The organism is Pantoea sp. CFSAN033090, from assembly GCF_001264395.1.
Classification (GTDB): Bacteria; Pseudomonadota; Gammaproteobacteria; order Enterobacterales; family Enterobacteriaceae; genus Pantoea; species Pantoea agglomerans.
Map to the genome: position 1 here is coordinate 69,482 of NZ_LGYX01000030.1, position 26,115 is coordinate 95,596.

Genomic DNA, 26,115 nt, shown 5'->3' on the forward strand with positions numbered 1-26,115 from the left:
GATCACCGTTGGCCGCTTACTTTCTGCGCAGATTGCTGCTGATCATCCCGACGTTATGGGCGATCATCACGCTTAATTTTTTTATCGTGCAAATCGCGCCCGGCGGACCGGTCGATCAGGCGCTGGCTAACATTCAGTTTGGTCAGACAACCGGTCTGCCCGGCAGTGGCGCAGACAGCGCCGGTTCACGCGCCAGCGTCAGTCATCTCAATCCTGCCGATAATCAGTATCGTGGCGCACGCGGGCTGGATCCCGAAGTGATTGCTGAGATTAAACAGCGTTATGGTTTCGATAAACCTCTCTGGCAGCGTTACGGCGAGATGCTGTGGAATTACCTGCGTCTGGATTTTGGCGACAGCCTGTTTCGCAGTGCCTCGGTGATCGGGCTGATCAAAGAGAGCCTGCCGGTTTCGATCAGTCTGGGATTATGGAGCACACTGATTATCTACCTTGTGTCGATCCCGCTGGGGATCCGCAAAGCGGTGCGCAATGGCAGCGCTTTCGATGTCTGGAGCAGCGCTTTTATTATCATTGGCTACTCCATCCCGGCTTTTCTGTTCGGCATCATGTTAATCGTGCTATTTGCCGGTGGCAGCTATCTGGACTGGTTTCCGCTGCGCGGGCTCACCTCTGCGCAGCACGACACACTGCCCTGGTATGGCAAAGTGCTGGACTACTTCTGGCATATCGCCCTGCCGGTGCTGGCGACGGTGATCGGCGGCTTCGCCACGCTGACCATGCTGACGAAAAACGCGTTTCTGGATGAGATCCGCAAGCTCTATGTGGTGACTGCGCGCGCCAAAGGGGTGCCGGAGCGCCGTATTCTCTATCACCATGTGTTTCGCAATGCGATGCTGCTGGTGATCGCCAGCTTCCCCGCCACCTTCATCAGCATGTTCTTTACCAGTTCAGTGCTGATCGAGGTCATGTTCTCGCTCAACGGGCTTGGACTACTCGGCTATGATGCGACTCTGCAACGCGACTATCCGGTGATGTTTGGCACGCTCTATATTTTTACGCTGATAGGTTTGCTGATGAATATTCTCAGTGATCTCACCTATACGCTGGTCGATCCGCGCATCGATTTCGGGAGCCGCTCATGAGGCTCTCTCCGCTGAATCAACAGCGCTGGCAGCGCTTTCGTCATAACCGGCGCGGCTACTGGTCGCTGTGGATCTTTCTGATCATCTTTCTGCTGTCGATGGGTGCCGAACTGATTGCCAATGACAAGCCACTGCTGGTGCATTACCAGCAGCGCTGGACATTACCGCTGCTGTTTGACTACAGCGAGACCGACTATGGCGGCGCACTGGCGACAGCGGCGGATTATCAGGATCCCTGGCTGCGGCAGCGCATTGAGCAGAATGGCTGGGCAATATGGGCACCGATTCGTTTCAGCGACAGCACCATCAATTTTGCTACCGAGGTGCCCTTCCCCTCTCCGCCCTCTGCGCAGAACTGGCTCGGCACGGATGCCAACGGCGGCGACGTGATGGCACGCCTGCTCTATGGCACGCGCATTTCTCTGCTGTTCGGACTGATGCTGACGCTCTTCTCCAGTGTCATCGGAATTGTGGTCGGCGCGCTGCAGGGCTATTTCGGCGGCAGGATTGACCTGATTGGGCAGCGGCTGATTGAAGTCTGGTCCGGCATGCCTGCGCTGTTTCTGCTGATTCTCCTCTCCAGCGTGATCCAGCCGGGTTTCTGGTGGCTGCTGCTGGTCACCGTGGCTTTCGGCTGGATGAGCCTGGTCAGCGTGGTCCGGGCCGAGTTTCTGCGTACCCGAAACTTTGATTACATCCGTGCGGCGCAGGCGCTGGGGGTCAGCGACAGCCGGATTATGCTGCGCCACATGCTGCCAAACGCCATGGTCGCCACCCTGACCTTTCTGCCATTTATTCTGTGCGGATCGATTACCACGCTGACCTCACTCGACTTTCTCGGCTTTGGCCTGCCGCTGGGTTCGCCCTCGCTGGGCGAGTTACTGCTGCAGGGCAAAAATAACCTGCAGGCACCCTGGTTAGGCCTGGCGGGCTTTTTCACCCTGGCGATCCTGCTTTCGCTGCTGATTTTTATTGGCGAAGCGGTACGCGACGCTTTTGATCCGGGCAAAGGAGCCTGAATGAACACGCCATTGCTTGCCATCAATCATCTCTCAGTCGCCTTTCGTCAGGGCGAGACGCTTCGCCAGGTGGTGAATGACGTTTCACTGCGCATCGACGCGGGCGAAACGCTGGCGCTGGTGGGCGAGTCGGGTTCCGGCAAGAGCGTTACGGCACTGTCGGTGATGCGACTGCTGCATGAGGCTGCGGTGGCTTATCCCAGCGGGGAGATTCTGTTTAACGGTGAAGATCTGCTGCGCGCGCGCGAGCAGCGCCTGCGCGGGATTCGCGGCAACCAGATCGCGATGATTTTTCAGGAGCCGATGGTATCGCTTAATCCGCTGCACACCGTGGAGAAGCAGCTGTATGAAGTGCTGTCGCTGCATCGCGGCCTGCGTCGTCCGGCGGCACGCGGTGAAATTCTCAGCGTGCTTGATCGGGTCGGGATACGGCAGCCCGCCACCCGGCTCAATGATTTCCCCCACCAGCTCTCGGGTGGGGAACGTCAGCGGGTGATGATCGCCATGGCGCTGCTGACCGAGCCTCAGCTGCTGATTGCCGATGAGCCAACCACCGCGCTGGATGTGACGGTGCAGGCGCAAATCCTGACGCTGCTTCGTGAACTGCAGCATGAGCTGAATATGGGCATGCTGTTTATCACCCATAACCTGAATATCGTGCGTCAGCTGGCGGATAACGTCAGCGTGATGCGCAATGGTCACATCGTCGAACAGAACCGCTGCCAGACCCTGCTGAATCAGCCGCAACACCCTTACAGCCAGCAGTTGCTGGCCGCCGAACCGGAAGGAAAAGCGCTGCCGCTGCCCACAGACGCGCCGGTCATTCTTCGGGTCGATAATCTTCAGGTCAGCTTTCCGCTGCGGCGCGGGCTGTTCCGCCGGCAGAGTGGTGAGAAACAGGTGCTCTCCGGGCTGAGCTTCAGCCTGCGGCGCGGCGAAAGTCTGGGGCTGGTCGGCGAGTCCGGATCAGGTAAAAGCACTACAGGGCTGGCACTGCTGCGGCTGATTGCCTCGCGCGGCGAAGTCTGGTTTGACGGCCAGCCGCTGCATCAGCTGTCACGTCGTCAGTTATTGCCGCTGCGTCAGCGCATTCAGGTGGTGTTTCAGGATCCTAACTCTTCACTGAATCCGCGTATGACAGTGCAGCAGATCATTGCGGAAGGGCTTGCGGTACATCAGCCCGAACTTAGCCATGCGCAACAGGAGCAGCGGGTCATCGCGGTGATGGCGGAGGTGGGGCTTGAAGCGGAAAGTCGCCATCGTTATCCGGCCGAATTTTCGGGCGGTCAGCGACAGCGTATTGCCATTGCGCGTGCACTGATTCTGGAACCGGAGTTGCTGGTGCTGGATGAACCGACCTCATCGCTGGATCGCACGGTGCAGAAGCAGATTCTGACGCTGTTACGCCGCTTACAGCAGCAGCGGCAGCTCAGCTATCTGTTTATCAGTCACGATCTGGATGTGGTGCGCGCCCTTTGCCATCAGCTTATTGTGCTGCGTCAGGGAGAAGTGGTGGAACAGGGAGAGTGTGAAAGGTTGTTTGCTTCACCCGCGGCCGGGTATACCCGCGAGCTGCTGCAGTCGGCGCAACTCAACCTGCAATAAAGGTTTCGGCAATCGCTACGCCCTGATTTTTCAGGCAGCAGTTGGTGGCGCTTTCGTCACGACGCTGAATGAACAGGCAGGGCTGTCCTTCGCACTCGGCCACTTTACAATCGACCTGAATATCCGCCAGAACCTCTTTTAGCTGCTGAAGGATCTCCCACGCCGGAATGCCGTCATGGCTGATCAATCGCAGCGCAACGAAATCCTGCTCGTCCAGCGTGGTGTCATCGGATTCGATAGCACTGTGGTGATCGCTGGCCCAGCGAAAATGCTGTGGCAGACGATGCACAATCGAAAGTTGCAGCATAGTTTACTCTCCCCGGATGAGTTTATGTCGCAACACAAAGCAGCCCAGCTGGAAGCGGCCTGATAACCGCTGAGTCCGGACAGGGTTTAATGGCCCGTCCGTGTGGATTGCAGAAGCGCATTTTTTGCGACTCACATCGCACTTCAGCCTATATGTACCGCGTTCACACGCCGTTAACAATCATTTTAGCTGCATTGTGATTACTTTTTTAACTAAATATTTTCACAATATCGAAACAAAGTCAGGAGGCGTGCAAGTCGGCACGTCATTGCAGAGGGAAATCACTGCGCCCGATTACCGGGACGCAGTGCGGGGACGTGAAGCGTAGAAAAAGAGCAGCAGAGAGATTGTCGCGCACAGTGCAATCGTGCCGACCATTGGCCAGGCGCTGTTGAAACTCACCAGCGACAGCAGTGCGCCAACAAATGCCCCGACGCCAAAACGCAGGGTGCCCGCCAGCGACGATGCCGTACCCGCCATATGTGGAAACTCATCCAGAATCACCGCCATCGCATTCGATGAGACCATCGATACGCAACCGATAAACATCGCGATCCCCATCACCAGCGGCAAAAAGCCGAGGCTGAAGGCGCTGACCAGCAGCAGCCAGATCCCCATACAGAACTGTATCAGCAGTCCCATCCGGAACATCGCCACCGGGCCAAAGCGGCGCACGGCGCGGCTGTTAATCAGCGTCAGGACAAACAGAAACACCACATTGAGGCCAAAGTAGTAGCCAAAGTTTTGCGGTGAAACGTGATTCAGTTCGATGTAAACAAAGGGACCGGCATTGAGAAAGGTAAACAGCCCGGCAAAGGAGAAACCGCTCGACAGCATGTAACTGAACGCGCGCTTGTGGCGAAACAGCGTTACGAAATTGCCGAGCGTAGTACGCAGATGAAAGCGCTGTCGCTGCTCCGGCTTCAGGGTTTCACGGATCTGCGTGGTCACCAGCACGGTCGTCACTAACGCCGCGCCCGCCAGCGCCCAGAAGATGGCGTGCCAGCTCCAGAGCACCAGCAGCCAGCCGCCGATGATCGGCGCCAGCAGCGGCGCAATGGTGGTAATCAGCATCACAAAGGACATCATGCGGGAGAAGTCCTCTTTCGAGTAACTGTCACGCATTAACGCATTGATCACCACACTGGCTGCGGCAGCCGACAGCCCATGCAGAAAGCGCATCGTAATCAGCTGATCGATGGTTTGCGACAGCGCACAGGCCGCGGCGGCGCAGGCAAAGATCAGGGTGCCGAGCGCAATCACCGGCTTACGCCCATAGCTGTCTGCCAGCGGCCCATAGATCAGCTGCCCAATCGCGAAGCCAAGAATGTAGAGGTTGAGCGACATCTGCACGCTACCGGCTGAAACGCCGAACTCACGTGCAATCTGCGGCATGGCGGGCAGATACATGTCGATCGACAACGGCATCAGCATGGCTAACAGACCGAGGATGACCACCAGTCCTGTTGGCGAATTCTTTTCCTTACGCACACCCTCTCCTGCCCTTATGGTCGTGATGCGGGCCGCCGGGCCCGTCCGGTTATTTTGTCTGCAGCTCTTTCGGCAGACCGATGCTGGCGATCTCTTCTTCTGTCAGCGCACGATATTCGCCCGGTTCCAGATCGGCGTCCAGTACGATGTCACCGATGCGCTCGCGATGCAGCTCAAGAACCCGATTGCCTACTGCCGCAAACATCCGTTTTACCTGATGATAACGGCCTTCGCTCAGTGTCAGCCGGACGTCTGTCGGGGTGATCACCTCCAGCTGTGCCGGTTTAGTCAGGCTTTTCTCATTGTGCAACTGCACGCCCGCCGTAAACTGCGCGGCGGTATCGTCACTGACCGGTGATTCCAGGGTCACACGGTAGGTTTTCTCGCAGTGATGACGTGGCGAGGTAATACGGTGTGACCACTGGCCATCATCTGTCAGCAGCACCAGTCCGGTGGTGTCGATATCAAGACGCCCCGCCGCGTGCAGTTTGAATGACATCGGTTCTTCAATGAAATAGATGATGGTGGGATGATCGGGATCGTCGGTTGAGCAGACGTAACCCTGCGGTTTGTTCAGCATAAAGTAGCGTGGACCGGTCTGCATCTGCAGTACGTTGCCGTCATAGACGACTTCGTGGTCGGGCAGCAGTTTAAACGCGGTATCGCGTACGATTTCCCCGTTAACGGTGACACGCTGGCCACGGATCTCGCGATGGGCGATGGCGCGGCTGATTTCCAGTTGCTGAGAGATGAATTTGTCGAGTCGCATGAATTCGTTTTGCCTGTTACTGCGGAGGGAATCTGAAACGGCCTGGTTAACCGTTGAAAATGTGCGGGAAGTATAACGTGATCCGCGCCAGCCTGACAGCGCGTTTACCGCACTTTCATGGCATAATTACCCCCAGTTTTGCAAAAGTGAGCATCATGTCTTTTACCTTACGCCCCTATCAACAGGATGCGGTGAATGCCACCGTGGCGCATTTCCGTCGTCATCAACAGCCTGCAGTCATTGTGCTGCCGACCGGTGCCGGAAAGAGCCTGGTCATTGCCGAGCTGGCACGGCTGGCGCGTGGCCGGGTGCTGGTGCTGGCGCACGTCAAAGAGCTGGTAGCGCAGAACCACAGTAAATATCAGGCTTACGGGCTGGAGGCGGATATCTTTGCCGCCGGACTTCAGCGTAAAGAGAGCCAGCGCAAAGTGGTGTTTGGCAGCGTGCAGTCAGTGGCGCGTAACCTCGACCAGTTCGACAGCGCCTTTTCACTGGTGATTGTCGATGAGTGCCACCGTATCGGTGATGATAAAGAGAGTCAGTATCAGCAGATCTTCAATCATCTGCGTCAGCATAATCCGCAACTGCGCTTACTGGGCCTGACCGCCACCCCTTTCCGGCTGGGTAAAGGCTGGATTTATCAGTTCCACTATCACGGCATGGTGCGTGGCGACGAAAAATCGCTGTTTCGCGACTGTATCTATGAACTGCCGCTGCGCTACATGATCAAACATCAGTTTCTGGTGCCGCCGGAGCGACTGGATATGCCGGTGGTGCAGTATGACTTCAGCCGCCTGACGGCACAAAGCAGCGGCTTGTTCAGCGAAGCCGATCTTAATCGTGAACTGAAACAGCAGCAGCGCGTGACGCCCCATATTATCCGTCAGATCGTGGAGTTCGCTGAAGATCGGCTGGGGGTGATGATTTTTGCCTCAACGGTGGAGCATGCGCATGAAATTTTGCGGCTGCTGCCCGCTAACAGCGCGCTGGTGTCAGCCGAAACGCCTGCCAGAGAGCGCGATGCTCTGATTCTGGCCTTTAAGGCGCAGCAGCTGAAATTCCTGGTTAACGTGGCGGTGCTGACCACCGGGTTTGATGCCCCGCACGTTGATCTGATTGCGATTCTGCGCCCGACCGAGTCGGTCAGCCTCTATCAGCAAATTGTCGGACGCGGCCTGCGACTCTCGCCCGGCAAAACCGACTGTCTGATTCTCGATTATGCCGGTAATCCGCACGATCTCTTTACGCCCGAGGTCGGCGCGCCCAAAGGAGCCAGCGACAATCAGCCGGTACAGGTTTTTTGTCCCGCCTGCGGTTTCGCCAACACCTTCTGGGGCAAGGCGACCGAAGATGGCATGGTTATCGAACATTTTGGCCGACGCTGTCAGGGCGTGCTGGAAGATGATGAGGGCGAGCGCGAACAGTGTGACTTCCGCTTCCGCTTTAAAAGCTGCCCCGACTGCGGCGCAGAGAATGATATTGCCGCACGGCGCTGTCACCAGTGCGACAAAATTCTGGTCGATCCTGACGATATGCTCAAAGCGGCGCTGAAGCTTAAAGATGCGCTGGTGCTGCGCTGTGGCGGCATGACGCTGGAACAGGGCCGTGATGCCAAAGGTGAATGGCTCAAGGCGACCTATTATGACGAGGAGGGCACCAGCGTCAGCGAACGGTTTCGTCTGCAGACACCGGCCCAGCGCAAAGCGTTTGAACAGCTCTTTATGCGCCCGCATCAGCGCGCGCCCGGCGTGCCGCTGGGCTGGCAGAGCGCCGCTGACGTGCTGGCGCTGCAGCCGCTGCTGCGTCATCCCGACTTTGTGGTGGCGCGGGCCAAAGGTCAGTTCTGGCAGATCCGCGAAAAAATGTTCGATTATCAGGGTCGCTATCGCCGTGCCAATGAGCTGCGCTAATGAGCGCTATCGGGTCCGGCTAACCGGATGCCGAGCCCGGCTGGCGGGTATATCGTTTGCTACCACCCGGCATAACGGCTATACTGCCGCCCGCTTTTGCATGTGCATCAGCGGTATTGAATAACCAGCCTGTTACTGGGTCGCCTGTAGCAGGAATTAAATAAAGAGATATATTAATGCTCACTATCAATGCAGTAGAACGTAAAGAGCAGGGTAAGGGTGCGAGCCGCCGCCTGCGTACAGCAAACCGTTTCCCGGCCATCATCTACGGTGGTTCTGAAGCGGCTGTTGCCATCGACCTGGATCACGACTCCGTAATGAACCTGCAATCTAAGCCAGGTTTCTACGACGAAGTGCTGACCCTGTCAGTTGACGGTAAAGAAACTAAAGTGAAAGTTCAGGCTGTTCAGCGTCACCCGTTCAAGCCAAAACTGTTCCACATCGACTTCGTTCGCGCTTAATCGCGAACTTCGTTGAAAGCAGAAGGGCCGGTTGCGAAACCGGCCCTTTTCTTTTGGCGCTGCCCGGTGAAATGATCGCCGCGTGCAGGGAATGAAAGCCGGGCTAAGCCCGGCTTTTTTATTTGCTGCTGGTACGGCGCTGCAGCTGATCGCGCAGATTGGGTGGTGTGCCCTTAATCGTCAGGGTGTCCGTTGCCGGATCCCAGAAAATGCGTTCGCCCAGCAACATCGCATCGAAGTTCAGGGTCAGGCCCCCGCCGCTTCCGGCAAACTTCGTCAGCTGGCGCAGAGTACTGCGATCCGCCGGGAAGCTCTCTTCCAGTTCATACCCCTGCTCCTGGGTAAAGGCCTGGAACGTTTTTTCACCCAGTGGTGGCAGTTCGCTCGACAACTCTTCCAGCGCAATCTCCTCGCCCGCCTGCAGCTGCTCGTTGCAGTAGCTGTAGACCTGCTGGCGATAGTTCTGCCGCTCCTGCTTATCCAGTTCCGATTCGTTGCAGTAGTCATCTACCGCCTGCAACAGACCGCGGTTCTGCGCCTTGGTGTCTAATCCCACTTCGGCACCCAGGAAATCCATAAAGAAGTCAGCCACTTTACGTCCGACGCGGCCACGCAGGAAAGTCAGATAACGGGTCGATTCCGGGTTAGTTTCCCACTCGGTTAAATCGATGCGTGCCACGATATCGGCATGATTGATGTCAAGATAGTGGGTGCTGCTGATATCCATCTGCTCGTTGACGCGCATGCTGGACTGGCTGTTCAGCACCGCAATCAGCAGGTATTCCACCGCCAGATAGCGGTAGTGAATAAACAACACCACGCCGCCTTCAGCGAAGGGGTATTTTGCAAGCTCATCGCGCAGACGACCGGTCGCGGCACGGCTAAAAGCGAGAAAATCATCGTTGCCCTTACGACAATTACGCAGCGCTTCTGCCAGTTCACTCTCTGCATTGAACAGGCCATAGGCTTTGCTTTTTGCGCTATAAACCCGGTGTAACTCCTCCACCATCGCGTTGACCGTGTTGGTGGCAGGCAGCAGCGAATCGCGCAGCGCCAGTTCAAGCTGGTTTTCATCGCGTTTGATTAACTGATGCAGGGCAATCTGGTCGATATCCAGACTCATGGTAGACTCTCCTTTTAGCACAGGCGCGTATTCAAACACCGCCAGCATCGGCTTTCAACTCCATGCGTATAGCGAACACGCTGCTTTCGATAAAATTGCGGTAAAAAGTGCGCTGTTCCGGTAATATATCGCCTTTTGAAATGAGCTTAGACGACGATATGGCACAATCATCCCGTTACAGTGACGAACGCGTGGAACAACTCCTCGCGGAAATGGCCCAAATCCTGCACAAGGACAAGGCCCCCACCGATCTCTCCCTGATGGTTCTGGGAAATATGGTGACCAACTTAATTAACAGCGATGTCGCTCCGGCGCAACGTCGTTCACTGGCACGATCTTTCGCCGATGCCCTTCAGGCGTCTGTGCGTGACGATAACGCCCATTAATTGGCTGATTTGACTTCATAATATGGTAACCAACCGGCAGCGCTACCGCGAAAAAGTTTCCCAGATGATCAGTTGGGGTCACTGGTTTGCTCTGTTTAACATCTTATTCGCGCTGATTTTAGGCAGTCGCTACCTGTTGGTCGCCGACTGGCCTTCTTCGCTGGCGGGGCGCATCTACGCCTATACCAGCTGGGTTGGCCACTTCAGTTTTGTTGTTTTTGCCGCCTATCTGCTGATTATCTTCCCGCTGACTTTTGTGGTGATGTCGCAACGGCTGATGCGGGTGTTGTCCGCGGTAGTCGCTACCGCCGGGCTGACGCTGGTGATGGTCGACAGTGCGGTGTTCAGCCGCTTCCACCTGCACCTGAATCCGGTGGTGTGGGAGCTGGTCATTAACCCTGATCAGAGCGAGATGGCGCGCGACTGGCAGCTGATGTTTATCAGCGTGCCGCTGATTTTCCTGGTTGAGATGCTGTTTGCGACCTGGAGCTGGCAAAAGCTTCGCAGCCTGAATCGCCGTTCGTTTGGTAAGCCTGTCGCCGCCCTGTTTATCAGCGCCTTCTTTGCCAGCCACCTGATGTATATCTGGGCCGATGCGAATTTCTATCGCCCGATTACCATGCAGCGTGCCAACCTGCCGCTCTCCTACCCGATGACTGCCCGCCGCTTCCTTGAGCGTCATGGTCTGCTGGATGCCCAGGAGTATCAGCGTCGGCTGATTCAGCAGGGCGACCCGGAAGCAGTGGCGGTGGAATATCCGCTGAGCGAGATTACTTTCCGTGATGCCGGCACACGCAACAACCTGCTGGTTCTGACGGTCGATGGTCTGAACAACGCCACGCTGGCCAAAGCGCTGCCGGAGCTTAATCAGTTCGCCAGCGAGAACGTGCGTTTTACCCAGCACTACAGCGCGGGTGATACGCCGGAGAAAGGGTTGTTTGGCCTGTTCTATGGGATCTCATCCAGCTACATGAACGGTATTCTGGCATCCCGAACGCCGTCGGCGCTGCTGGGCGCGCTTAGCACCCAGGGTTACCAGTTTGGCCTCTTCTCCTCGGAAGGCTTTAATCCGCCGCTCTACCGACAGGCGTTGCTGACTGATTATTCACTGCCTGCAACGACCAGCCAGCCCAACGCCAGTACTGTGGCGCAATGGCAGAACTGGCTGGAGAAACAGAACGGTTCACAGGCGCCGTGGTTTTCATGGATTGCCCTGAACGGCCCGGACGTCACCGGCGACAGTGCAAAAGCGCGTCAGCGCAGCTATCTGCGCCAGGCTCCTGCCGTTGATGAGCAGATCCACGCGGTGCTCAGCAGCCTGCAGGCGCGTGATTTACTGAAGAACACGGTGGTGGTGATTACGGCGCAGCGTGGACTGGCACTGGATGGCAATCCTGACAGCGCCGGAAACCGCCAGACGCTGCAGGTGCCGTTAGTGATTCACTGGCCTGATACGCCCGCGCAGACCGTTGATCGCCTTTCTGATCATCAGGATGTGATGTCGACGCTGATGCAGCGACTGCTGCATGTGCGGACCAATCCGGTGAACTACTCTCAGGGTGAAGATCTGTTTGCTGCGCGCCGTCGCCATGACTGGGTCGTCAGCAGCGAAGAGAATAAGCTGGTGATTACCACGCCGCAGGTGACGCTGGTACTCAACAATAACGGCAGCTATCGCGCTTATGATGCGCAGGGCAACGCCCTGAAAGATCACAAGCCAGAACTGGCGCTGCTGTTGCAGGTATTAACTGAAGAGAAGCGGTTTATCGCTAACTGATTAATAATCAGGCAAATAGCCGGCAGGTATCTTGCATTAATGGTGATAACCAGTAGACTAATCCTCCAGTGTTCGGCACGTAGCGCAGCCTGGTAGCGCACGGTCATGGGGTGTCCGGGGTCGGAGGTTCAAATCCTCTCGTGCCGACCAAATTCCCTGAATAGCAGCCTTAAAGGCTAATGCTGGTCAGTTAAGATTAGATTTGTAAAGGCTGTCACGGTCAAACGTGGCAGCTTTTTTGCTGGGCGTGCGGGCCTGAGCACCGCTGCTGCTGCCCTTTTTAACAATACACACTGAAGTTTCAGAGCAGGCCGGCACCAGACTGCGTGATCACCTGTCGCTTAACTGACTGGCATTAGGCTTATCAGCCCCCTCTTAATTGATCTCTTTTCAGATAACCGACAAACTGCCCTTGCTTCATCAGCGCCACTTTACCGCTCTTATAGATGATCACATTAAACAACCCTTGCTGATAGGTTGTCGCTTTCTCTGTGACTTCATCCGGGGCTGCTGGTTTCCCATCAACAGTGACAATCCCTGAGCTGTCTCTTTTAACAGTGACACCGTACCCTTTCCACTGCGATACCTTTCCCAATTGTTCAGTATGGCTATTTCCAGAAACTGCAAAAGAGACATTAACCATCGATAGAGAGATAGCCATAACCAAAAAAAATAACTTCATCGCTTACTCATTAGTGGAAATGTGAATGACCGCCGAAACCCTCAGAACTGCTGTTATCATGGCCGTAACCATGTCCGCCGAAAGCGTGTGAGTGTGCATTGTCACTACCTCTTCCATCATGCCCGGATAGAGAGGCATGGCCTGATTTATCCTCCGTACCACCTTTAATAGTTGTACGCCGGAAAGCGGCAACGTGTGGCACCGCAACCTGAATAGATGGGTCAATAGCAGCGATAGCACCAGCAGTAGTAGTTGTGGTAACTCCATCCACAGTTACATTAACCGGCGTTGAAAATTTCAAGCTACTTACAGATACGTTTATTTTATTGGTATTGTCCACGCTTACAGCATTGATTGATTCAGTAGGTAAGGACGCCTGTAACTGTGTGACGTAAGCACGGTAAGAGGCACCGGTAATCTGAGGTTGTTTAGATGATACGGCTTGCGGGGTTAGCTGTTGCTTAACCGCAGGAACGCTGTAAGTAGGCGTTAATTGTTTTGTTGATGCAATTTGTGGCGTCAGTTGAGCTTTAACAGTCGGAACGCTATAGGAAGGCGTTAACTGTGCTGTAGGAGCAGTCACACTGTAAGATGGAGTACGCTGAATAGTTGGCACTCTTTGAGGTGTCTGAATTGTTGGTGTTGTTTGTGGCGTCTTCTGAGGCGTAGCCATAGGTGCAGATTGAATAGCCGCATGTGGAACAGCCATTTTATTCAATCCCTTTTCTGCTTTAGGCGATACACCCGCATGAACATCATCAGGCGAAGTAAATCCACCGTTCGCACTCTGACCAGCATAGTTACCCGCAAAAGCAGACACTGAAGAAACAGCGCTCACGAATAAAGCTATCATCCGGAATTTCATTATTTTTAGTCTCTGTAAAGAAAGTTAAAGTTCTTTTGTGATAAAAATTAACGGGCGAACTTTAAACTTAATCTGAGAGACAATTTTTGATTAAAATTAATAAAACACCAGAAACAAAAAAGCTTCTTTATAGTGACCACGGCTCTCATTTGACAATGCATGTCACTACTATCGCTGGCCTGGAGCTTGATTTTTAGCCTTACCGGCTTTCCACTCATGGAGCCAGACCTTAAGCCATACAGCACCCTTTCAGTACTCACTCTCTGTGATATTCAGAGGGTGCAATAAATATTTTTGGCCAGGATTCGACTTGCTCCACCAGGCATTCACACATCACGACTGATCTGCTCCCTGTCATCAAACCTTAACGTTCCTCGCACCTTCCACAATCCGTTCTATACTTAACTGCGTGTGGGTAACAAGAGGAGAGTTCATGACATATATTGAAAAAGACTATCCAACAGAAGCACCCGAGTCAGGCGATAAGCAACCTTCCCCGCCAGACCAGAAGTAACCCACGGGGCCGCGTCTGACGCGGCCTTTCTATCTCAGCTTACCTCTCCGTTTAACATTCAGAATAGTCCCGTGTGGTAGTTAACATTCCTCTTACAATCAGCAGGTTAACAGTTGCATTATAATCTGATCTGCTTCACAAAATCGGCTACCGGCTGCGCTTATTCATCAAACTGAAACAAAAATGTCACATAAAATGCCTACCCTGAAATCCCCAGAAATTGACGGATAATTTTTATGGCGATCAAAGCGAAAAGCCTGAAAGATGCAGAAGCGTTGCTGCATTCAGGCATTAGCAAAGTGGAACTGGCGTATGACATTGGCAGCGACGATTTCTTTCGTCTGGCAAGCCACTGGTGCGACCGAGGTGCACGCATCAGCAGGGGTCACCACCATTTCGTTGTTTCTCTGAAGAGTTTTGCCATTCCTCCCAACGACTGATTCCGGCGGGCTGCTTGCCCTGATCCATCGCGCCTGATTTAATGCCTTTTTGGTTTTGATGATGGTCCCGCATGCGCTATCCCGACCTGCCGCTGCCGCCTGTTGCAGGCGGCTTTATCCTTTCCCGGCACCTTAACCGCAGCGATCCTTTGCTGGCGGTGAGTCACTTCGATCCGCAAAAGTATCATGACGGGCTGGCTGTCGAATGGGATATTCCGCTGCCCGCCCGACTGCAGCAGGCTGTCAGTAAACGGCGTGCTGAATACCTCGCCAGCCGTCTGCTGGTCCGGTCAGTGATGGCAGAACTGGGTATTGCTGATTTCATTCTGACCAATGCAGCCGATCGATCCCCCTGCTGGCCCGCTGGCATTCAGGCGTCACTGTCGCACAGTGCAGGCATCGTTGTGGTAGCGGCAACCCGTCAGCCCTGCGCTGTTGGGGTGGATGTCGAGCAGTTCATGTCGGAGACGACGGCGCATGAAACGGCTGAGTTGCTGATGAACGAGCAGGAACAACACCTGTTACGGACGCTGCCCGTCTCTTTTCGCGCTGCCGCTACCCTGCTCTTCTCCCTCAAAGAGAGCGTTTATAAAGCCATCTGGCCGCAACTGCTTCAGCCGATGGACTTTCCGGATGCGGAACTGGTGTCGGTAGATTTCGCGCAGCAGCGGGCGACGTTGCGACTGACTCAGCACTTTAGCGGGTGTTTTGCGATGGGAACGTTACTGGAGGCAAGCTTTGTGTGGCGGGATACTCAGGTAATCACGCTAATCACACATCGGCTTTAAAAAAACCGGCTAAACAATACGCGTTAAAACTTTGCGGTTTAGCCGGGGGTAACACAGACGAAAGAAAAGGTTCAGAATGGCAGAAACCGGAGTTTCTGCTGATCGCTAACGTAGCCTGGTTCAGGCGAAGCATGCCACTACGCTTTTTTGCTAAGCTTTGCCAGCTGCCGTTAAAGCCCGGTGTCGGTGCGTTTTACCGAGTCGAGCGTGGCAAGATCGCGCTCATTACCGGTCAGCTCCGTCAACTTGCCTTCACGCATCTCCAGCAGCCGATCGGCATGAATGAAGTAGTGATCGTCATGGCTGATAGCAAACACCGTTTTACCCGCCTGCTGTAGCCACGGCAGCAGCTCGCGATAGAAGATACGTCGGAAGTGAGGGTCCTGATCCGCCGCCCACTCATCCAGTAGCAGCACATCGCGCTCTTCTGCCACCGCCAGCAGCAGTGCCAGTCGCTTACTCTGTCCTTTAGAAAGCTGCAGATTCAGCACTTTGTTGCCTTCAATCTTCAGCTTATCCTGCATCTTCAGTCTCTCCAGCCAGAGCTGAACCAGCGCCGGATTGGCCGCAATCCCCTCCCGCCCCATTAACCGGTCAAACAGGTGTAAGTCGGTAAAGACCGCCGAGAACTGACTGCGCCACACATCAAGCTCATCCGCCGTTATCGGCTTGCCATCCAGCAGCAGCGTGCCGGACTGAGGCTGATAAAGACCAGTCAGCAGCATCGCCAGCGTCGATTTCCCGCTGCCGTTGCCGCCAATCAGAAAGACCAGTTCGCCCCGGCGCAGCGTCAGGTTAACCGGCCCGACCTGGAAGCCGTTATCACCATAGTGAAAAGAGACGTCGCGCAACTCCAGCGTTTGCCAGTCTGAGGACGTGGAGGCGGAGTGGAATCCTGACTGATAAGGAGCGAGGTCAAAGGCATTGAGCTTACGGAATGCGACCTGGGCACTGAGCAACGTCGGTAACGCGCCCACCGCGGAGAGCAGCGGTGTGCGTAAAAACAGCAGCGTCAGGGAAAAGGTAGCGGCGACGGCGGTATTGGCCCAGCCCAGGCTGTTGGCCATAAAAAAGACCATGCCGATAGCGCCTAACGTCATGATATTTGACCAGTTGACCGCACTGAGATGATAAGTATCGGCGCGGACAATGTGGTGTCGCCAGGCGCGGGCATCTTCCTGATAAACCGTGTCGTAAACCTGCTGAGCGCGTGAGCGGTTAAGCTGTAGCTCTTTGCGCCCTTCAATCACCGTCTGATAATCACGATAGAGGTTATCTTCGATTTCCCGCAGCTTTGCCATGTGCTGGTAAACCCGCGAGACCAGCAGCCAGCCGCCAACCAGCGTGACACCCAGCCAGACACTGGTTACCAGCAGCATTTTAGGCGACAGCCACGCAAGATAGATCGCCGAGCCAAGCGTAATAATCACACCCTGAAAGAGCTCCGGCAGGCGCACAAAGGCCAGAGTAATGGCCCGCACGTCGCTGGTCAGGCCCGCCAGCAGCTGCGCACTGCCGAGTTGCTCGATGCGTTCAATGCGGGTATCGAGGATACGCTTGATAAATTCGCCGCGCAGTCGCCAGACAAACTGATGGCCAAGCATGGTCAGCGCCAGCTGCGAGGCCAGCGTCACCGCCATCAGCACCACCAGCTGCAACAGAAACTGCGGCAGTACCGCGAATGAGGTGTTGATGGCGACAATCATTTCGCGATTGATAAAGGCGATCATGCCGATACCCAGCACGGCGCTTAACAATGTGAGCGCAATTACCCCGATAAAAGGCCAGCGGAACTGGCGAAAAACAACGCTTAGCAACGTCATGCAGGCAATCCAGCAGTCAAAAAACAGCCTGCAGTGTAATGGGATGCAAAATGATAGCAATAGTTATTCGTACCACGCCGTAACCGGCATGGTGGGTCAGAAAGCGCGTCGAAACGTCAGGTTATAACGCCAGGCACCCACCAGCGGATGAACGCCTGGCTTAAGTGGCAGGATGCCGTGGTAACGCAGGCGCGACGGCCCGCCCCACACCACAATGTCGCCATGCTCCAGCAGCACACGCTGGGTACTATCACCCCGTTCGAAACCGCCAAACTGAAAGACCGCCGGTAAACCCAGCGACACCGAAACGATAGGCTGACGCAGATCTTTCTCATCTTTATCCTGATGCAGCGTCAGCTTCGCGCCCGGCTCATAGCGATTAAGCAGGCAGGCATCCGGATTAAAGCCAGGGAACCCCGCCTCAGACGCCGCCTGCTGCGCCAGAGTACGAAACAGCGGCGGCATAGCCGGCCATTTACGCCCGTTCAGGTTGTCCTGCTGCTGATACTGGTAGCCGCGAGAATCCACCGACCAGCCGAAATCGCCACAGTTGGTCATCGCCACCGACATGCGATGGCCACCGGGCGTAATGCGATGGGCAAACGGATTCTGCTCCGCAATTGCCATTATTTGCTGATAAAGCGCCTCTGCATCCTCACGTGCGCGACGCCGCAGGATCACCGCGCCCTCAGCCAGCGTCTCCTGCCAGGGTTGTTCTTCACTAAACAGATCTAACATCAGGGTTCTCCGGATTCAGCGGGGATCAGGAAAGCAGCGAACTGCGGCGACATCCAGCTGACAAATTTATCGCCCTGCTTGCTGATCAGATAGACCGCCAGATGCTGTTCGATCGCCAGCGCCTGGGCTTTTTCCGTGCCAAGTACCATCAGTCCGGTATCCCAGCCATCGGCTTCCAGCGCCGTGGTGGCGATCACCGTGGCGGAAACCAGTTTATGCTCAATTGGCCGTCCGGTAACGGGATCGATAACATGAGAAATGCGTTTGCCGTCCAGTTCATAATAGTTGCGATAGCTGCCGGAGGTACTGATGCCGTGTCCCTGCAGATTAACGCGCGCCTGAACCGCATTCTCACGATCGGTCGGTTTCTGAATCGCCACCCGCCACGGCTGCTGCTGCGCATTAAGGCCACGGCTCAGCACGGCGCCGCCCACAGACACCAGATAGTTATTGATGCCGAGCTGCTCCATCAGTCGCGCCAGATGATCGGTGGCGAAGCCCTCGCCCACCGTCGAGAGATCGACATAGAGACCTGGCAGATCTTTCTGCAGCCACTGTCCGTCTGCGCCCTGCACCACCCGCAGATGCTGCAATCCGGTCTGCGCCCGGGCGGCGGCGATTTGTGCCGCATCCGGCGTATGGCCGGGCTGCTTCGTCGGGCCAAAGCCCCATAAGTTGACCAGTGGCCCGATGGTAATATCCATCGCCCCGCCGGTTTTACGGCCAATCCGCAGTGAGGTCGTGACAATATCTGCCATGTTTTCACTCACCGGCTGCGGTGACAGGTCACGGCTTTGGTTAAAGCGCGATAAGGCGGAGTCTGGCTTCCAGGTAGAGAGTTCCGCATCGTCCGCATCCAGCTGCTGCTGAATCCGCTGTTGCAGTTCCGCTCTGCGCTCACTCGCCACACCGGCCAGGCTTACCCGCCAGACGGTTCCCATGGTTTTTCCTTCCAGCACCAGCGCGGATGTGGTCGCTGGCTTATCACAGGCCGTTAACATCAATGCTAACATCGCTATAAACAGCAGATTAATCTGAGAACGCATCTTTCCTCACTTGTAACACTTTATTCAGCTCTGCTACAAAGCATAAACTTCGGGTAAAGACGCTTAAAGAGAGTTGAATATTTCTCTGAAACCTATCAGTATTCACCGGTCATCTACCCTGTATCCGCCTTTTATCAGGCGACTAACGTTAATCAAAGTAAGGAGCGGCAGATGATCTATCTGATTCTCGTCATTGCCCTGGGGCTGTTTATCTTCAGTAGCTATAAAGTCTTGCATCAGCGTCGTCATCGTCACATGACACCCTCACGCCCGCGCCAATAACAGGCTTAACTGCACCTGATTGGGGCAAGATCGCCCTGACGCGCGCGGCAAGTGTACCAAAGTGCGCGCGAGGTCTGTGGCTATGAGAGCGGTAAAGCTGGCATGAATTCTGCACTGTTGAAACAGTGTTTATCTCTGAGAGGTGCAGAATGAAAAATTCACAGAAGTGGCAGTCAGCATGGCATCACTGGCTGAGCTTTTCAGCCTTCACCCTGGCAGGCGTGGCATTTGAAGGCGCGCGATTCGGCAGCGTGGTGTCGTCAGTGACAACCGCGCCGGAAGCCACCAAGTGGCGAAAGGCTGAAGCGCTCAGCCCGAAAGGTGACGCAGGAGCGCAGCGGTAACTGCGCTCCCGTACAACTCAGAACTGGTAAACCAGACCCAGTGCCACCACGTCGTCGGTATTGATACCGGCTGCGTCGGTGAAAGCGTTGTCGTCCAGCAGGTTGATCTGGTAATCAACATAGGTGGACATGTTTTTGTTGAAGTAGTAGGTCGCGCCAACGTCGATATATTTTTTCAGATTCTGTTTACCCCAGTTCTGAACATCGGTGCCGCGTGAGGTGACGTACGCCAGGGATGGACGCAGGCCAAAGTCAAACTGATACTGCGCAACCAGTTCCCAGTTGTCCGCTTTATCCGCATAGCCATAAGCTGAAGAGTCGTTGGTGCTGTCGCCGAAGCGGGTCGCATTGTACGAGCGTGAGTACATAGCCGCCAGATAGACGTTGTTCGCGTCATATTTCAGACCGCCAGTATAGACTTCCGCTTTATCGCCACTCCCGAGGATGCCTGATGTTGCGCTGTTCTGGTCGTTGGTACGGTCAGACTGGAAAGCAGCCGCACCAATGCCGAAACCTGAACCCAGATCATAAGTGGTGCTCAGACCCCAGCCGTCGCCATTCTGACCCAGTACGTCACGGCCATTCGGAGACTCGGTGCTGTTGCCATTCTTGCCCTGATACTGGACTGCAAAGTTCCAGCCATCCACCAGACCGAAGAAGTTATTGTTACGGTAGGTCGCCATGCCGTTACCGCGCTGATACATAAAGTTATCTGCGCCGTAGGTGTCGCCGCCGAACTCTGGCAGCACGTCGGTCCATGCGCCGATGTCGTAAGCTACGCCGTAGTTACGACCATAGTCGAACGAACCTGCATCACCAAATTTCACACCGGCAAAGCCAACACGGGTGAAGCTGTCAGCCGTACCTTCAGACTCGGCGTTGTTCAGCGCCGCCTGGTATTCCCACTGGCCGTAACCGGTCAGCTCATTGCTGATTTCGGTTTCGCCCTTAAAGCCGAAGCGAACGTAAGACTGATCGCCATCAGAACCATCGTTATCAGAGAAGTAGTGCAGACCGTCAACTTTACCAAAGAGATCTAATTTGTTGCCGTCTTTGTTATAGATTTCAGCTGCGTTTGCTGATCCTGCTGCAACCAGCAACGCAGGGATCATCAGGGAGAGAACGCGACGTTTCATTTTATTACCCTCTGTTATGTGCCTTTATTATTTGCCACTGCTAACTGAATGATTAAAAATTCAGCCGGCAGGCCATTGTTGTTTTATAACGGGCAATAATCCACCAGGAAAATGCTACTAAATTTCCAAAAGTGTTTCATACGTCGAAACAGTTATTTCATAATGTAAATAACGGGGAACTAATAACCAGCACGGATCGATAAAAAATGGCGCACAAATCGATAAACCGATTCAGAGAGCTATGTTATCAACAGGTTACATCAGAGTATTCCGAAGCACTGAATGATAAAACTTATACGGCATCTGGTAATAGAATAGACCCCGCTATCATCATTTATTCCATTATTACCTTCATTCTCCCCGAATGAGATGTACAACTTATTATTTCCCGCCGGACAAGTTGTCCGGCATTTTTTTGCCTGCTGTTTGCCGTTGCGTTATATCTTCGTAAACTTTCTTAACCGGGTTAAATTAACTACGGCCTGTTTCCGCACATATTGTTAAAATACGCACACTTTGCGCCCTGACTGCCCAAATATCCGCCATGTTAATTTATCACCGTAATTAAGCAGGCGGATATTTTAGCTGGTGCGGATTTTCAGCGCTCGCGCATCGATTCTTTGACTTTATTCAGGGGCTTAATCAGATAATCCATAACCGATTTCTGACCGGTTTTAATCTCTACATTGGCCACCATACCGGGCACGATCGGGAATTTTCGTCCGGCACGGTTAGTCAGCTCGGCTTTCTGGGTACGAACATAAACACGATAGTAATATTGATCACGTTTTACCTCATCCTGCAGGGTATCTGGCGAGACCGTTTCAACTTCGCCGTGCAGATCGCCATAGATGGAGGAGTCATAGGCGGTCACTTTGACGGTAGCCGCCAGACCGGGCCGGATATAAGCGATATCGCGTGGATTGATGCGCGTCTCAATCAGCAGTTGATCCTCAAGCGGAACGATTTCCATCAGTTTACCGCCAGGCTCCAGTACCCCACCGACCGTGGTGACCTGAATATCTTTAACAATGCCGCGCACCGGTGAATAGAGCGTGGCACGCGTCAGCTGATCCTCTTTGCCTGCAGCAACCTGCAGTTGCGCATCCAGTTCGGCATTATTTTTCACCTGCTCTTCGTGGGCGCGCACCAGATAGTCATTGCGCGCCTCATCGATTTTGCCGCGCAGATCGCTGACCTGACGACGCAGTCGAATCACCTCGACCTGCCCTGCTGCGCCTTTGGCAACCAGCGGTTCCGTCAGGCGCAGTTCATCCTGCACCAGTCGCAGCGACTGCTGCAGATTACTGATGGTTTCGGTGAGATTGCGGCGTCGCGACTCGTAGAGCTGCCGTTCGCGCGTCACCAGGTTCGGCTCCTTCAGCGTTTCGGCGCTGAATGTCAGCGGCGTGCCCGACAGCTCCGCCTCCAGCCGCTCGGACGAGGCGCGCAGGGTGCGCACTTTGGCCTGCGCCTCGCCGAAGTTCGACTGGAAGCGTGTCGGATCGAGGGTCGCCAGCACCTGCCCTTTTTCGACAATGTCGCCCTCATGCACGTTAAGCTGTTTGACGATGCCGCCATCCAGGCTGTCGATCACCTGCGCGCGGCTGGAAGGGGTGACTTTACCGGTGCCGACCGTGACCTCATCCAGAATGGCAAAGTGCGCCCAGATGAGAAAAATCGCCAGCGCGGCGGTGCAGAGCCAGATAATCGCCGATGTCCGGCGCTCATGACGGGCAAGATCTTTATCAACAATAACCAGACTCATGCGGTGTCTCCTTTACCTGGCGACGGTGCCGACGCGGGTGTCGTCGCACGGCGCAGGATCTCGTCGCGCGGGCCATCGGCCACAATCCGGCCGTTATCCATCACCACTATACGATCGACCATCTTCAGCAGCGCCGGACGGTGCGTCACCAGCACCAGCGTCCGGCCGCTGATCCAGCCCTGTAGCTGACGGATCACATGTTCCTCCAGCTGTTCATCCATCGCCGCGGTGGGTTCATCCAGCAACACCACCTGCGGCTGACGCAGGATTAACCGGCTCAGCATCACCATCTGACGCTGGCCGCCCGAAAGTCCGCGCCCGCCTTCATTGATAATGCGGTCCAGGCTGGCGGCATCCTGCTGGACCAGCGACAGCGCGCCACTGATGCGCAGCGCCTGCAGCATCTCCTGTTCGCTGGCATGGGGATTGCCCAGCATCAGATTCTGCCGCAGCGTGCCAAAAAAGAGGCGGGAGTCGTGCGACAGCCAGCCGAGCTGACGACGTAAATCGGTGGGATCGATACGCTCAATATCGACGCCATCGACAATCACTTTGCCCTGCGTAGCCAGCGCCTGACCGGCGAGGATCTTCAGCAGCGTCGATTTCCCTGCTCCGACTTTGCCCAGTATGGCAATCTTCTCGCCGGGCTTAATCTGCAGCTGCTGAACGTTGAGCACATTCTTTTCATTCTCTTCGTCATAGCTGTAGTGCACATTGCGCAGATCGTACTGGCCGGTGAGCGTCGGGCAGTGTGCCAGCGTGGTCGCTTCAGGCTGATCAAGCGGCTTTTTCAGCAACTCATCCAGCCCTTTCATCGCCATTTTGGCGTGCTGCCAGCGCGAGAAAACCATGGTCAGCTGCATCAGCGGGGCGATGGTGCGTGATGAGAGCAGGCTGCAGGCAACCAGCGTACCGGTAGTGATTTGCGAATCGAGTACCAGATAGACACCAAATACCAGCATGCCCGCATAGGTGAGCTGCTGCACAGTCGACGCCCAGCCGGTGAGACGCGCGCCCCACAACCGCTGCTGATTACTGATTGAGGCGCTGACTTCGTGCGTCTGCTCCCACTGACGCTGAAAATAGGGTTCCGCCTGCAGCGCCTTGATATCCTCAATCCCTTCAATGGTCTCTACCAGCACCGCATTGCGCAGCGCGCCCTCGCGCAGACCCTCTTTGGCCAGCCGCGCCATCGGGATCTGCACCAGCAGACCGGGAATGACGATCAGCGGGATCGCCGCCAGCGGAATCAGCACCAGCCAGCCGCCAACAAACGACATGATAAACAGGAACAGGATGACAAACGGCAGATCGGCCGCTGCGCCTACCGTGGTTGAGGTGAGCAGCTCACGCACCTGGTCGATCTCACGCAGCTGCGAGATAAACGAACCGGTCGATTTCGGACGCGCCTCATTACGTATGCTCATCGCCCGGGCAAACAGCATGGCCGAGACTTTCAGGTCGATGCGTTTGCCCATTAAGTCTGACACCTGGGTCCGCATCAGCCGGATCAGATACTCAATGGCTGCAGCGATCAGCACGCCGACAAACAGTACCCACAGCGTGGACTGCGACTGGGCCGGAATGACCCGATCGTAGACCTGCATCGAAAAGAGAATACCGGCCAGTGCCAGCACATTACTGATCACCGAGGCCAGCGAAATTTCCGTGATACGGCGGCCCATACCGCGAAAATTTTTCCAGAACCAGTGTGGTTCATAAGGCTGAACGAATTCGTCGATGCGCGCATCACGGCCACGCGCCGCTACGCCAATCACGCCGACATCGCCCTGGGCGCGTGCCAGCAGTTCTGATAACGCGCTTTCACGCACCACATCGCCGCCTTCACTGAGCCAGTAGCGCGCGCTGTTGTCTGAATCGATGCTCTCCAGCACCGCCACGCTGGCATTCTCCAGCACCAGCACCACCGGGGTGATCTCCTGACGCCAGCGCAGTTTGTTCTGCGGCACCATGGTCAGATGCAGTCCCAGCAGGCCGGAGAGTCGTTCCAGCTGCTGTGACACCGGCAGATGTTCAAACCAGCGCATCTGCTGACGCAGGGTTTTGCCATCGGCAGGTTTACCGAATCGCGCGGCTACGCGCAGCATGGCGGCAATCCAGTTATCGGTATTCAGGGTTGATGTACTCATTATTAATGCCTTATCGCTATTGCAGCGAAGGAAGGAGATCGCCGCTGCTTTGCTGGCGATCGATACCCATGATATCGAGCAGATTGTCTACCGCGGCGGCATAACGCACGGTGGCGTCCCAGCCATCGTAAAGCGCGGTGATACGTGAGCTGTCAGCCTGAAACACATCCTGTTCCACGCTAAGCAGATCGTTCAGGCTGCGCTTACTCAGGCGATATTCATCGGCGTAGACATTACGGGTATGGTCGGCGCTGGCCAGCTGCACTTCCCCGGCAGCCTGCCGCTGCTGCGCGCCAATCATGTCGGCATAGGCGGTAGAGGCGTTTTGATTGATGGCGAGCTTAGCCTGCTGAATAGCGGCCTGCGCCGCTTCACGATCGCCCTCTGCTGACTGGGTTTTCGCATTCACCAGGCCGCCCTGATAAAGCGGTGCTTCCACCTGCAGCTGCACTTCATCATCCCAGTAAGATTGACGATCGTTTTCATAGCGGGTCCGGCCCGCCTGCACTTTAATCGTCGGCCAGTGACCGGACTCTGCCTGGCGCACCCGTTCACGAGCGGCTTCCTGCTTCGACTGCGCACTGCGCACCGCCGCGCTGCTTTCATAGGCGATTTTGTCGAGGGTGATCTGCTGCTTAAGCAGCGCCTGGGGCAGTTCAGGCAGCGTGGCGGGAACCACGCCGGTCAGCACGGTCAGTTGCGCGGTGGCGGAACGATGCTGGGCACGATATTGCTCCAGCGTGGCCTGCATCGCGGCGATGCGGGTTTCTGCCTGCAGCACGTCGGACTGGGAATTGAGGCCGGCATCGGCGCGCAGTTTCGCGATATCCCGCACGCGCTTCAGCGAGGCAATATTGGTATGCGCCGTTTCTGCCAGCGCCTGGTAACGTTTGACTTCGAGGTAGGCCTGCAGCGTATCTTCCGCCACGGTGGTCATCGAGTCGAACAGGCTGTAACGATAAGCATCCGACAGCGCGTGCTGCTCATCGATGGCGCTGCCGGTGCGGCCAAAGTCGTAGAGCAGCTGGCTGAGTGTGATACCGCCGGAGCCGTTATTGTTCAGGCTCCCGGCGGAGTCGGTCTGATGAGAGCGTCCCGCCGCGCCCTGCAGTGAGATCTGCGGATACCAGGCGCTGCGGGCGGCATCAAGATCCCCCTCACCGATGTGGATCTGTGCCGCCGCTTCCGAGATTTTCGGATTGCGGGCGAAGGCCCGAAGAATGGCGTCGCGCAGCGTTAAGCTGGCAATCTGCTCTTCGGTGGGCGCGGCGCGCCAGTTAAATTCGGCTTTAGGTAACGGTGCGGCAAAGGCCGCGTGCACTGCAACGCCACTCAGGGCGCACAACAAAAAAGTTAATCGCGCTTTGTTCATTATCCATACCAACAGGGGTTCTTATCATCATGGTGTTTTTCCTGGTGAACAAAGCGAGCAAAAAGGGGTGCTACTCAGCGTCTGACAGATTTACTGCGTTATTTTATTTATGGTTCGCAAGCGAGACGCTAAACGACCTTTAACATTATTAGATCAGATCCCGCGCTTATTCCTGCTAAAAACAGATGAAATCGTTAATATTTCTGCTGAACGAAC

Annotated in this window: 23 protein-coding genes, 1 tRNA gene and 1 pseudogene; 12 read left to right on the plus strand and 13 right to left on the minus strand. The window is 55.5% G+C overall.

The window, feature by feature from the left end:
- Positions 1-8 precede the first annotated feature (8 nt).
- Genes AFL22_RS20720 through yejF form a run of 3 tightly spaced genes read left to right on the plus strand, consistent with a single transcriptional unit; the run spans position 9 to position 3,727 of the window.
- Entirely contained in the window at positions 9-1,103 is a 1,095-nt protein-coding gene (locus tag AFL22_RS20720; RefSeq protein WP_010248326.1) for a microcin C ABC transporter permease YejB, read from the plus strand.
- A complete protein-coding gene (locus tag AFL22_RS20725; protein WP_052272098.1) occupies positions 1,100-2,122 on the plus strand; it encodes a microcin C ABC transporter permease in 1,023 nt (340 codons plus the stop codon). Before AFL22_RS20720 ends, AFL22_RS20725 begins: the two co-directional genes overlap by 4 nt.
- Positions 2,123-3,727: a microcin C ABC transporter ATP-binding protein YejF gene (gene yejF / locus AFL22_RS20730; protein ID WP_052272099.1), complete on the plus strand. Its 1,605-nt coding sequence runs from the start codon at positions 2,123-2,125 to the stop codon at positions 3,725-3,727.
- Here the strand turns inward: yejF and AFL22_RS20735 are convergent.
- The 3 genes from AFL22_RS20735 to rsuA all read right to left on the minus strand — a co-directional run bounded on the left by AFL22_RS20735 (position 3,714) and on the right by rsuA (position 6,294).
- Complete coding sequence (locus tag AFL22_RS20735) at positions 3,714-4,034, minus strand: hypothetical protein (RefSeq protein WP_010248336.1); 321 nt, start codon at positions 4,032-4,034, stop codon at positions 3,714-3,716. The genes yejF and AFL22_RS20735 overlap by 14 nt on opposite strands.
- Before the next feature lie 294 nt (positions 4,035-4,328).
- On the minus strand, positions 4,329-5,525 hold the full coding sequence (locus AFL22_RS20740) for a Bcr/CflA family multidrug efflux MFS transporter (RefSeq protein WP_010248339.1): 1,197 nt from the start codon (positions 5,523-5,525) through the stop codon (positions 4,329-4,331).
- A 49-nt stretch (positions 5,526-5,574) separates the two neighbouring features.
- On the minus strand, positions 5,575-6,294 hold the full coding sequence (gene rsuA, locus AFL22_RS20745) for a 16S rRNA pseudouridine(516) synthase RsuA (RefSeq protein ID WP_010248342.1): 720 nt from the start codon (positions 6,292-6,294) through the stop codon (positions 5,575-5,577).
- Between the two features lie 155 nt (positions 6,295-6,449).
- Between rsuA and AFL22_RS20750 the strand changes: the two genes are divergently transcribed.
- On the plus strand, positions 6,450-8,204 hold the full coding sequence (locus AFL22_RS20750; RefSeq protein ID WP_010248344.1) for a DEAD/DEAH box helicase family protein: 1,755 nt from the start codon (positions 6,450-6,452) through the stop codon (positions 8,202-8,204).
- Between the two features lie 176 nt (positions 8,205-8,380).
- Positions 8,381-8,665, plus strand: a complete 285-nt coding sequence (gene rplY, locus AFL22_RS20755; protein WP_003854168.1) for a 50S ribosomal protein L25 — start codon at positions 8,381-8,383, stop codon at positions 8,663-8,665.
- 118 nt (positions 8,666-8,783) lie between these two features.
- On the opposite strand, the gene yejK is transcribed toward rplY, so the two are convergent.
- Positions 8,784-9,788, minus strand: coding sequence for a nucleoid-associated protein YejK (gene yejK, locus AFL22_RS20760; RefSeq protein WP_010248346.1), 1,005 nt, complete (start codon positions 9,786-9,788; stop codon positions 8,784-8,786).
- Between the two features lie 158 nt (positions 9,789-9,946).
- On the opposite strand from yejK, the gene AFL22_RS20765 reads away from it, so the two are divergent.
- The 3 genes from AFL22_RS20765 (at position 9,947) to AFL22_RS20775 (ending at position 12,101) form a co-directional block, all read left to right on the plus strand.
- Positions 9,947-10,174: a YejL family protein gene (locus AFL22_RS20765; RefSeq protein ID WP_010248348.1), complete on the plus strand. Its 228-nt coding sequence runs from the start codon at positions 9,947-9,949 to the stop codon at positions 10,172-10,174.
- 22 nt (positions 10,175-10,196) lie between these two features.
- On the plus strand, positions 10,197-11,951 hold the full coding sequence (gene yejM / locus AFL22_RS20770; protein WP_022625056.1) for an LPS biosynthesis-modulating metalloenzyme YejM: 1,755 nt from the start codon (positions 10,197-10,199) through the stop codon (positions 11,949-11,951).
- A gap of 73 nt (positions 11,952-12,024) precedes the next feature.
- Positions 12,025-12,101, plus strand: a tRNA-Pro gene (locus AFL22_RS20775).
- A gap of 214 nt (positions 12,102-12,315) precedes the next feature.
- Here AFL22_RS20775 and AFL22_RS24585 read toward each other — a convergent pair.
- Both AFL22_RS24585 and AFL22_RS24150 read right to left on the minus strand, forming a co-directional pair.
- Positions 12,316-12,459 (minus strand): annotated as a pseudogene (locus AFL22_RS24585) (hypothetical protein); the annotation flags it as partial.
- Between the two features lie 184 nt (positions 12,460-12,643).
- A complete protein-coding gene (locus tag AFL22_RS24150; RefSeq protein ID WP_156311613.1) occupies positions 12,644-13,486 on the minus strand; it encodes a hypothetical protein in 843 nt (280 codons plus the stop codon).
- Positions 13,487-14,248: 762 nt separating this feature from the next.
- Between AFL22_RS24150 and AFL22_RS20785 the strand changes: the two genes are divergently transcribed.
- Positions 14,249-14,452 (plus strand): hypothetical protein, encoded by a 204-nt coding sequence (locus AFL22_RS20785; protein ID WP_003854174.1) that lies wholly within the window; start codon positions 14,249-14,251, stop codon positions 14,450-14,452.
- A gap of 71 nt (positions 14,453-14,523) precedes the next feature.
- Positions 14,524-15,240: a 4'-phosphopantetheinyl transferase superfamily protein gene (locus AFL22_RS20790; RefSeq protein WP_033767435.1), complete on the plus strand. Its 717-nt coding sequence runs from the start codon at positions 14,524-14,526 to the stop codon at positions 15,238-15,240.
- Positions 15,241-15,410: 170 nt separating this feature from the next.
- On the opposite strand, the gene AFL22_RS20795 is transcribed toward AFL22_RS20790, so the two are convergent.
- From AFL22_RS20795 to apbE, 3 genes are all read right to left on the minus strand, one after another.
- Positions 15,411-17,063 (minus strand): multidrug ABC transporter permease/ATP-binding protein, encoded by a 1,653-nt coding sequence (locus tag AFL22_RS20795; RefSeq protein ID WP_033788221.1) that lies wholly within the window; start codon positions 17,061-17,063, stop codon positions 15,411-15,413.
- A 96-nt stretch (positions 17,064-17,159) separates the two neighbouring features.
- Positions 17,160-17,801, minus strand: a complete 642-nt coding sequence (alkB, locus tag AFL22_RS20800; protein WP_033767444.1) for a DNA oxidative demethylase AlkB — start codon at positions 17,799-17,801, stop codon at positions 17,160-17,162.
- On the minus strand, positions 17,801-18,847 hold the full coding sequence (gene apbE, locus AFL22_RS20805) for an FAD:protein FMN transferase ApbE (RefSeq protein ID WP_033788219.1): 1,047 nt from the start codon (positions 18,845-18,847) through the stop codon (positions 17,801-17,803). Before apbE ends, alkB begins: the two co-directional genes overlap by 1 nt.
- Before the next feature lie 171 nt (positions 18,848-19,018).
- Here apbE and AFL22_RS24315 point away from each other — a divergent pair, with 171 nt between their 5' ends.
- Positions 19,019-19,129, plus strand: a complete 111-nt coding sequence (locus AFL22_RS24315) for a hypothetical protein (RefSeq protein ID WP_010248361.1) — start codon at positions 19,019-19,021, stop codon at positions 19,127-19,129.
- Between the two features lie 149 nt (positions 19,130-19,278).
- A complete protein-coding gene (locus AFL22_RS20810) occupies positions 19,279-19,473 on the plus strand; it encodes a hypothetical protein (protein ID WP_010248364.1) in 195 nt (64 codons plus the stop codon).
- 17 nt (positions 19,474-19,490) lie between these two features.
- Here the strand turns inward: AFL22_RS20810 and ompC are convergent, their stop codons facing one another.
- The 4 genes from ompC to AFL22_RS20830 all read right to left on the minus strand — a co-directional run bounded on the left by ompC (position 19,491) and on the right by AFL22_RS20830 (position 25,899).
- Positions 19,491-20,609, minus strand: coding sequence for a porin OmpC (gene ompC / locus AFL22_RS20815; protein ID WP_031292696.1), 1,119 nt, complete (start codon positions 20,607-20,609; stop codon positions 19,491-19,493).
- Positions 20,610-21,207: 598 nt separating this feature from the next.
- Entirely contained in the window at positions 21,208-22,377 is a 1,170-nt protein-coding gene (locus tag AFL22_RS20820; RefSeq protein WP_010248368.1) for an HlyD family efflux transporter periplasmic adaptor subunit, read from the minus strand.
- Positions 22,374-24,527 (minus strand): type I secretion system permease/ATPase, encoded by a 2,154-nt coding sequence (locus AFL22_RS20825; RefSeq protein WP_010248371.1) that lies wholly within the window; start codon positions 24,525-24,527, stop codon positions 22,374-22,376. Before AFL22_RS20825 ends, AFL22_RS20820 begins: the two co-directional genes overlap by 4 nt.
- Positions 24,528-24,543: 16 nt before the next feature.
- Positions 24,544-25,899, minus strand: coding sequence for a TolC family outer membrane protein (locus AFL22_RS20830; RefSeq protein ID WP_010248373.1), 1,356 nt, complete (start codon positions 25,897-25,899; stop codon positions 24,544-24,546).
- Positions 25,900-26,115: the final 216 nt, after the last annotated feature.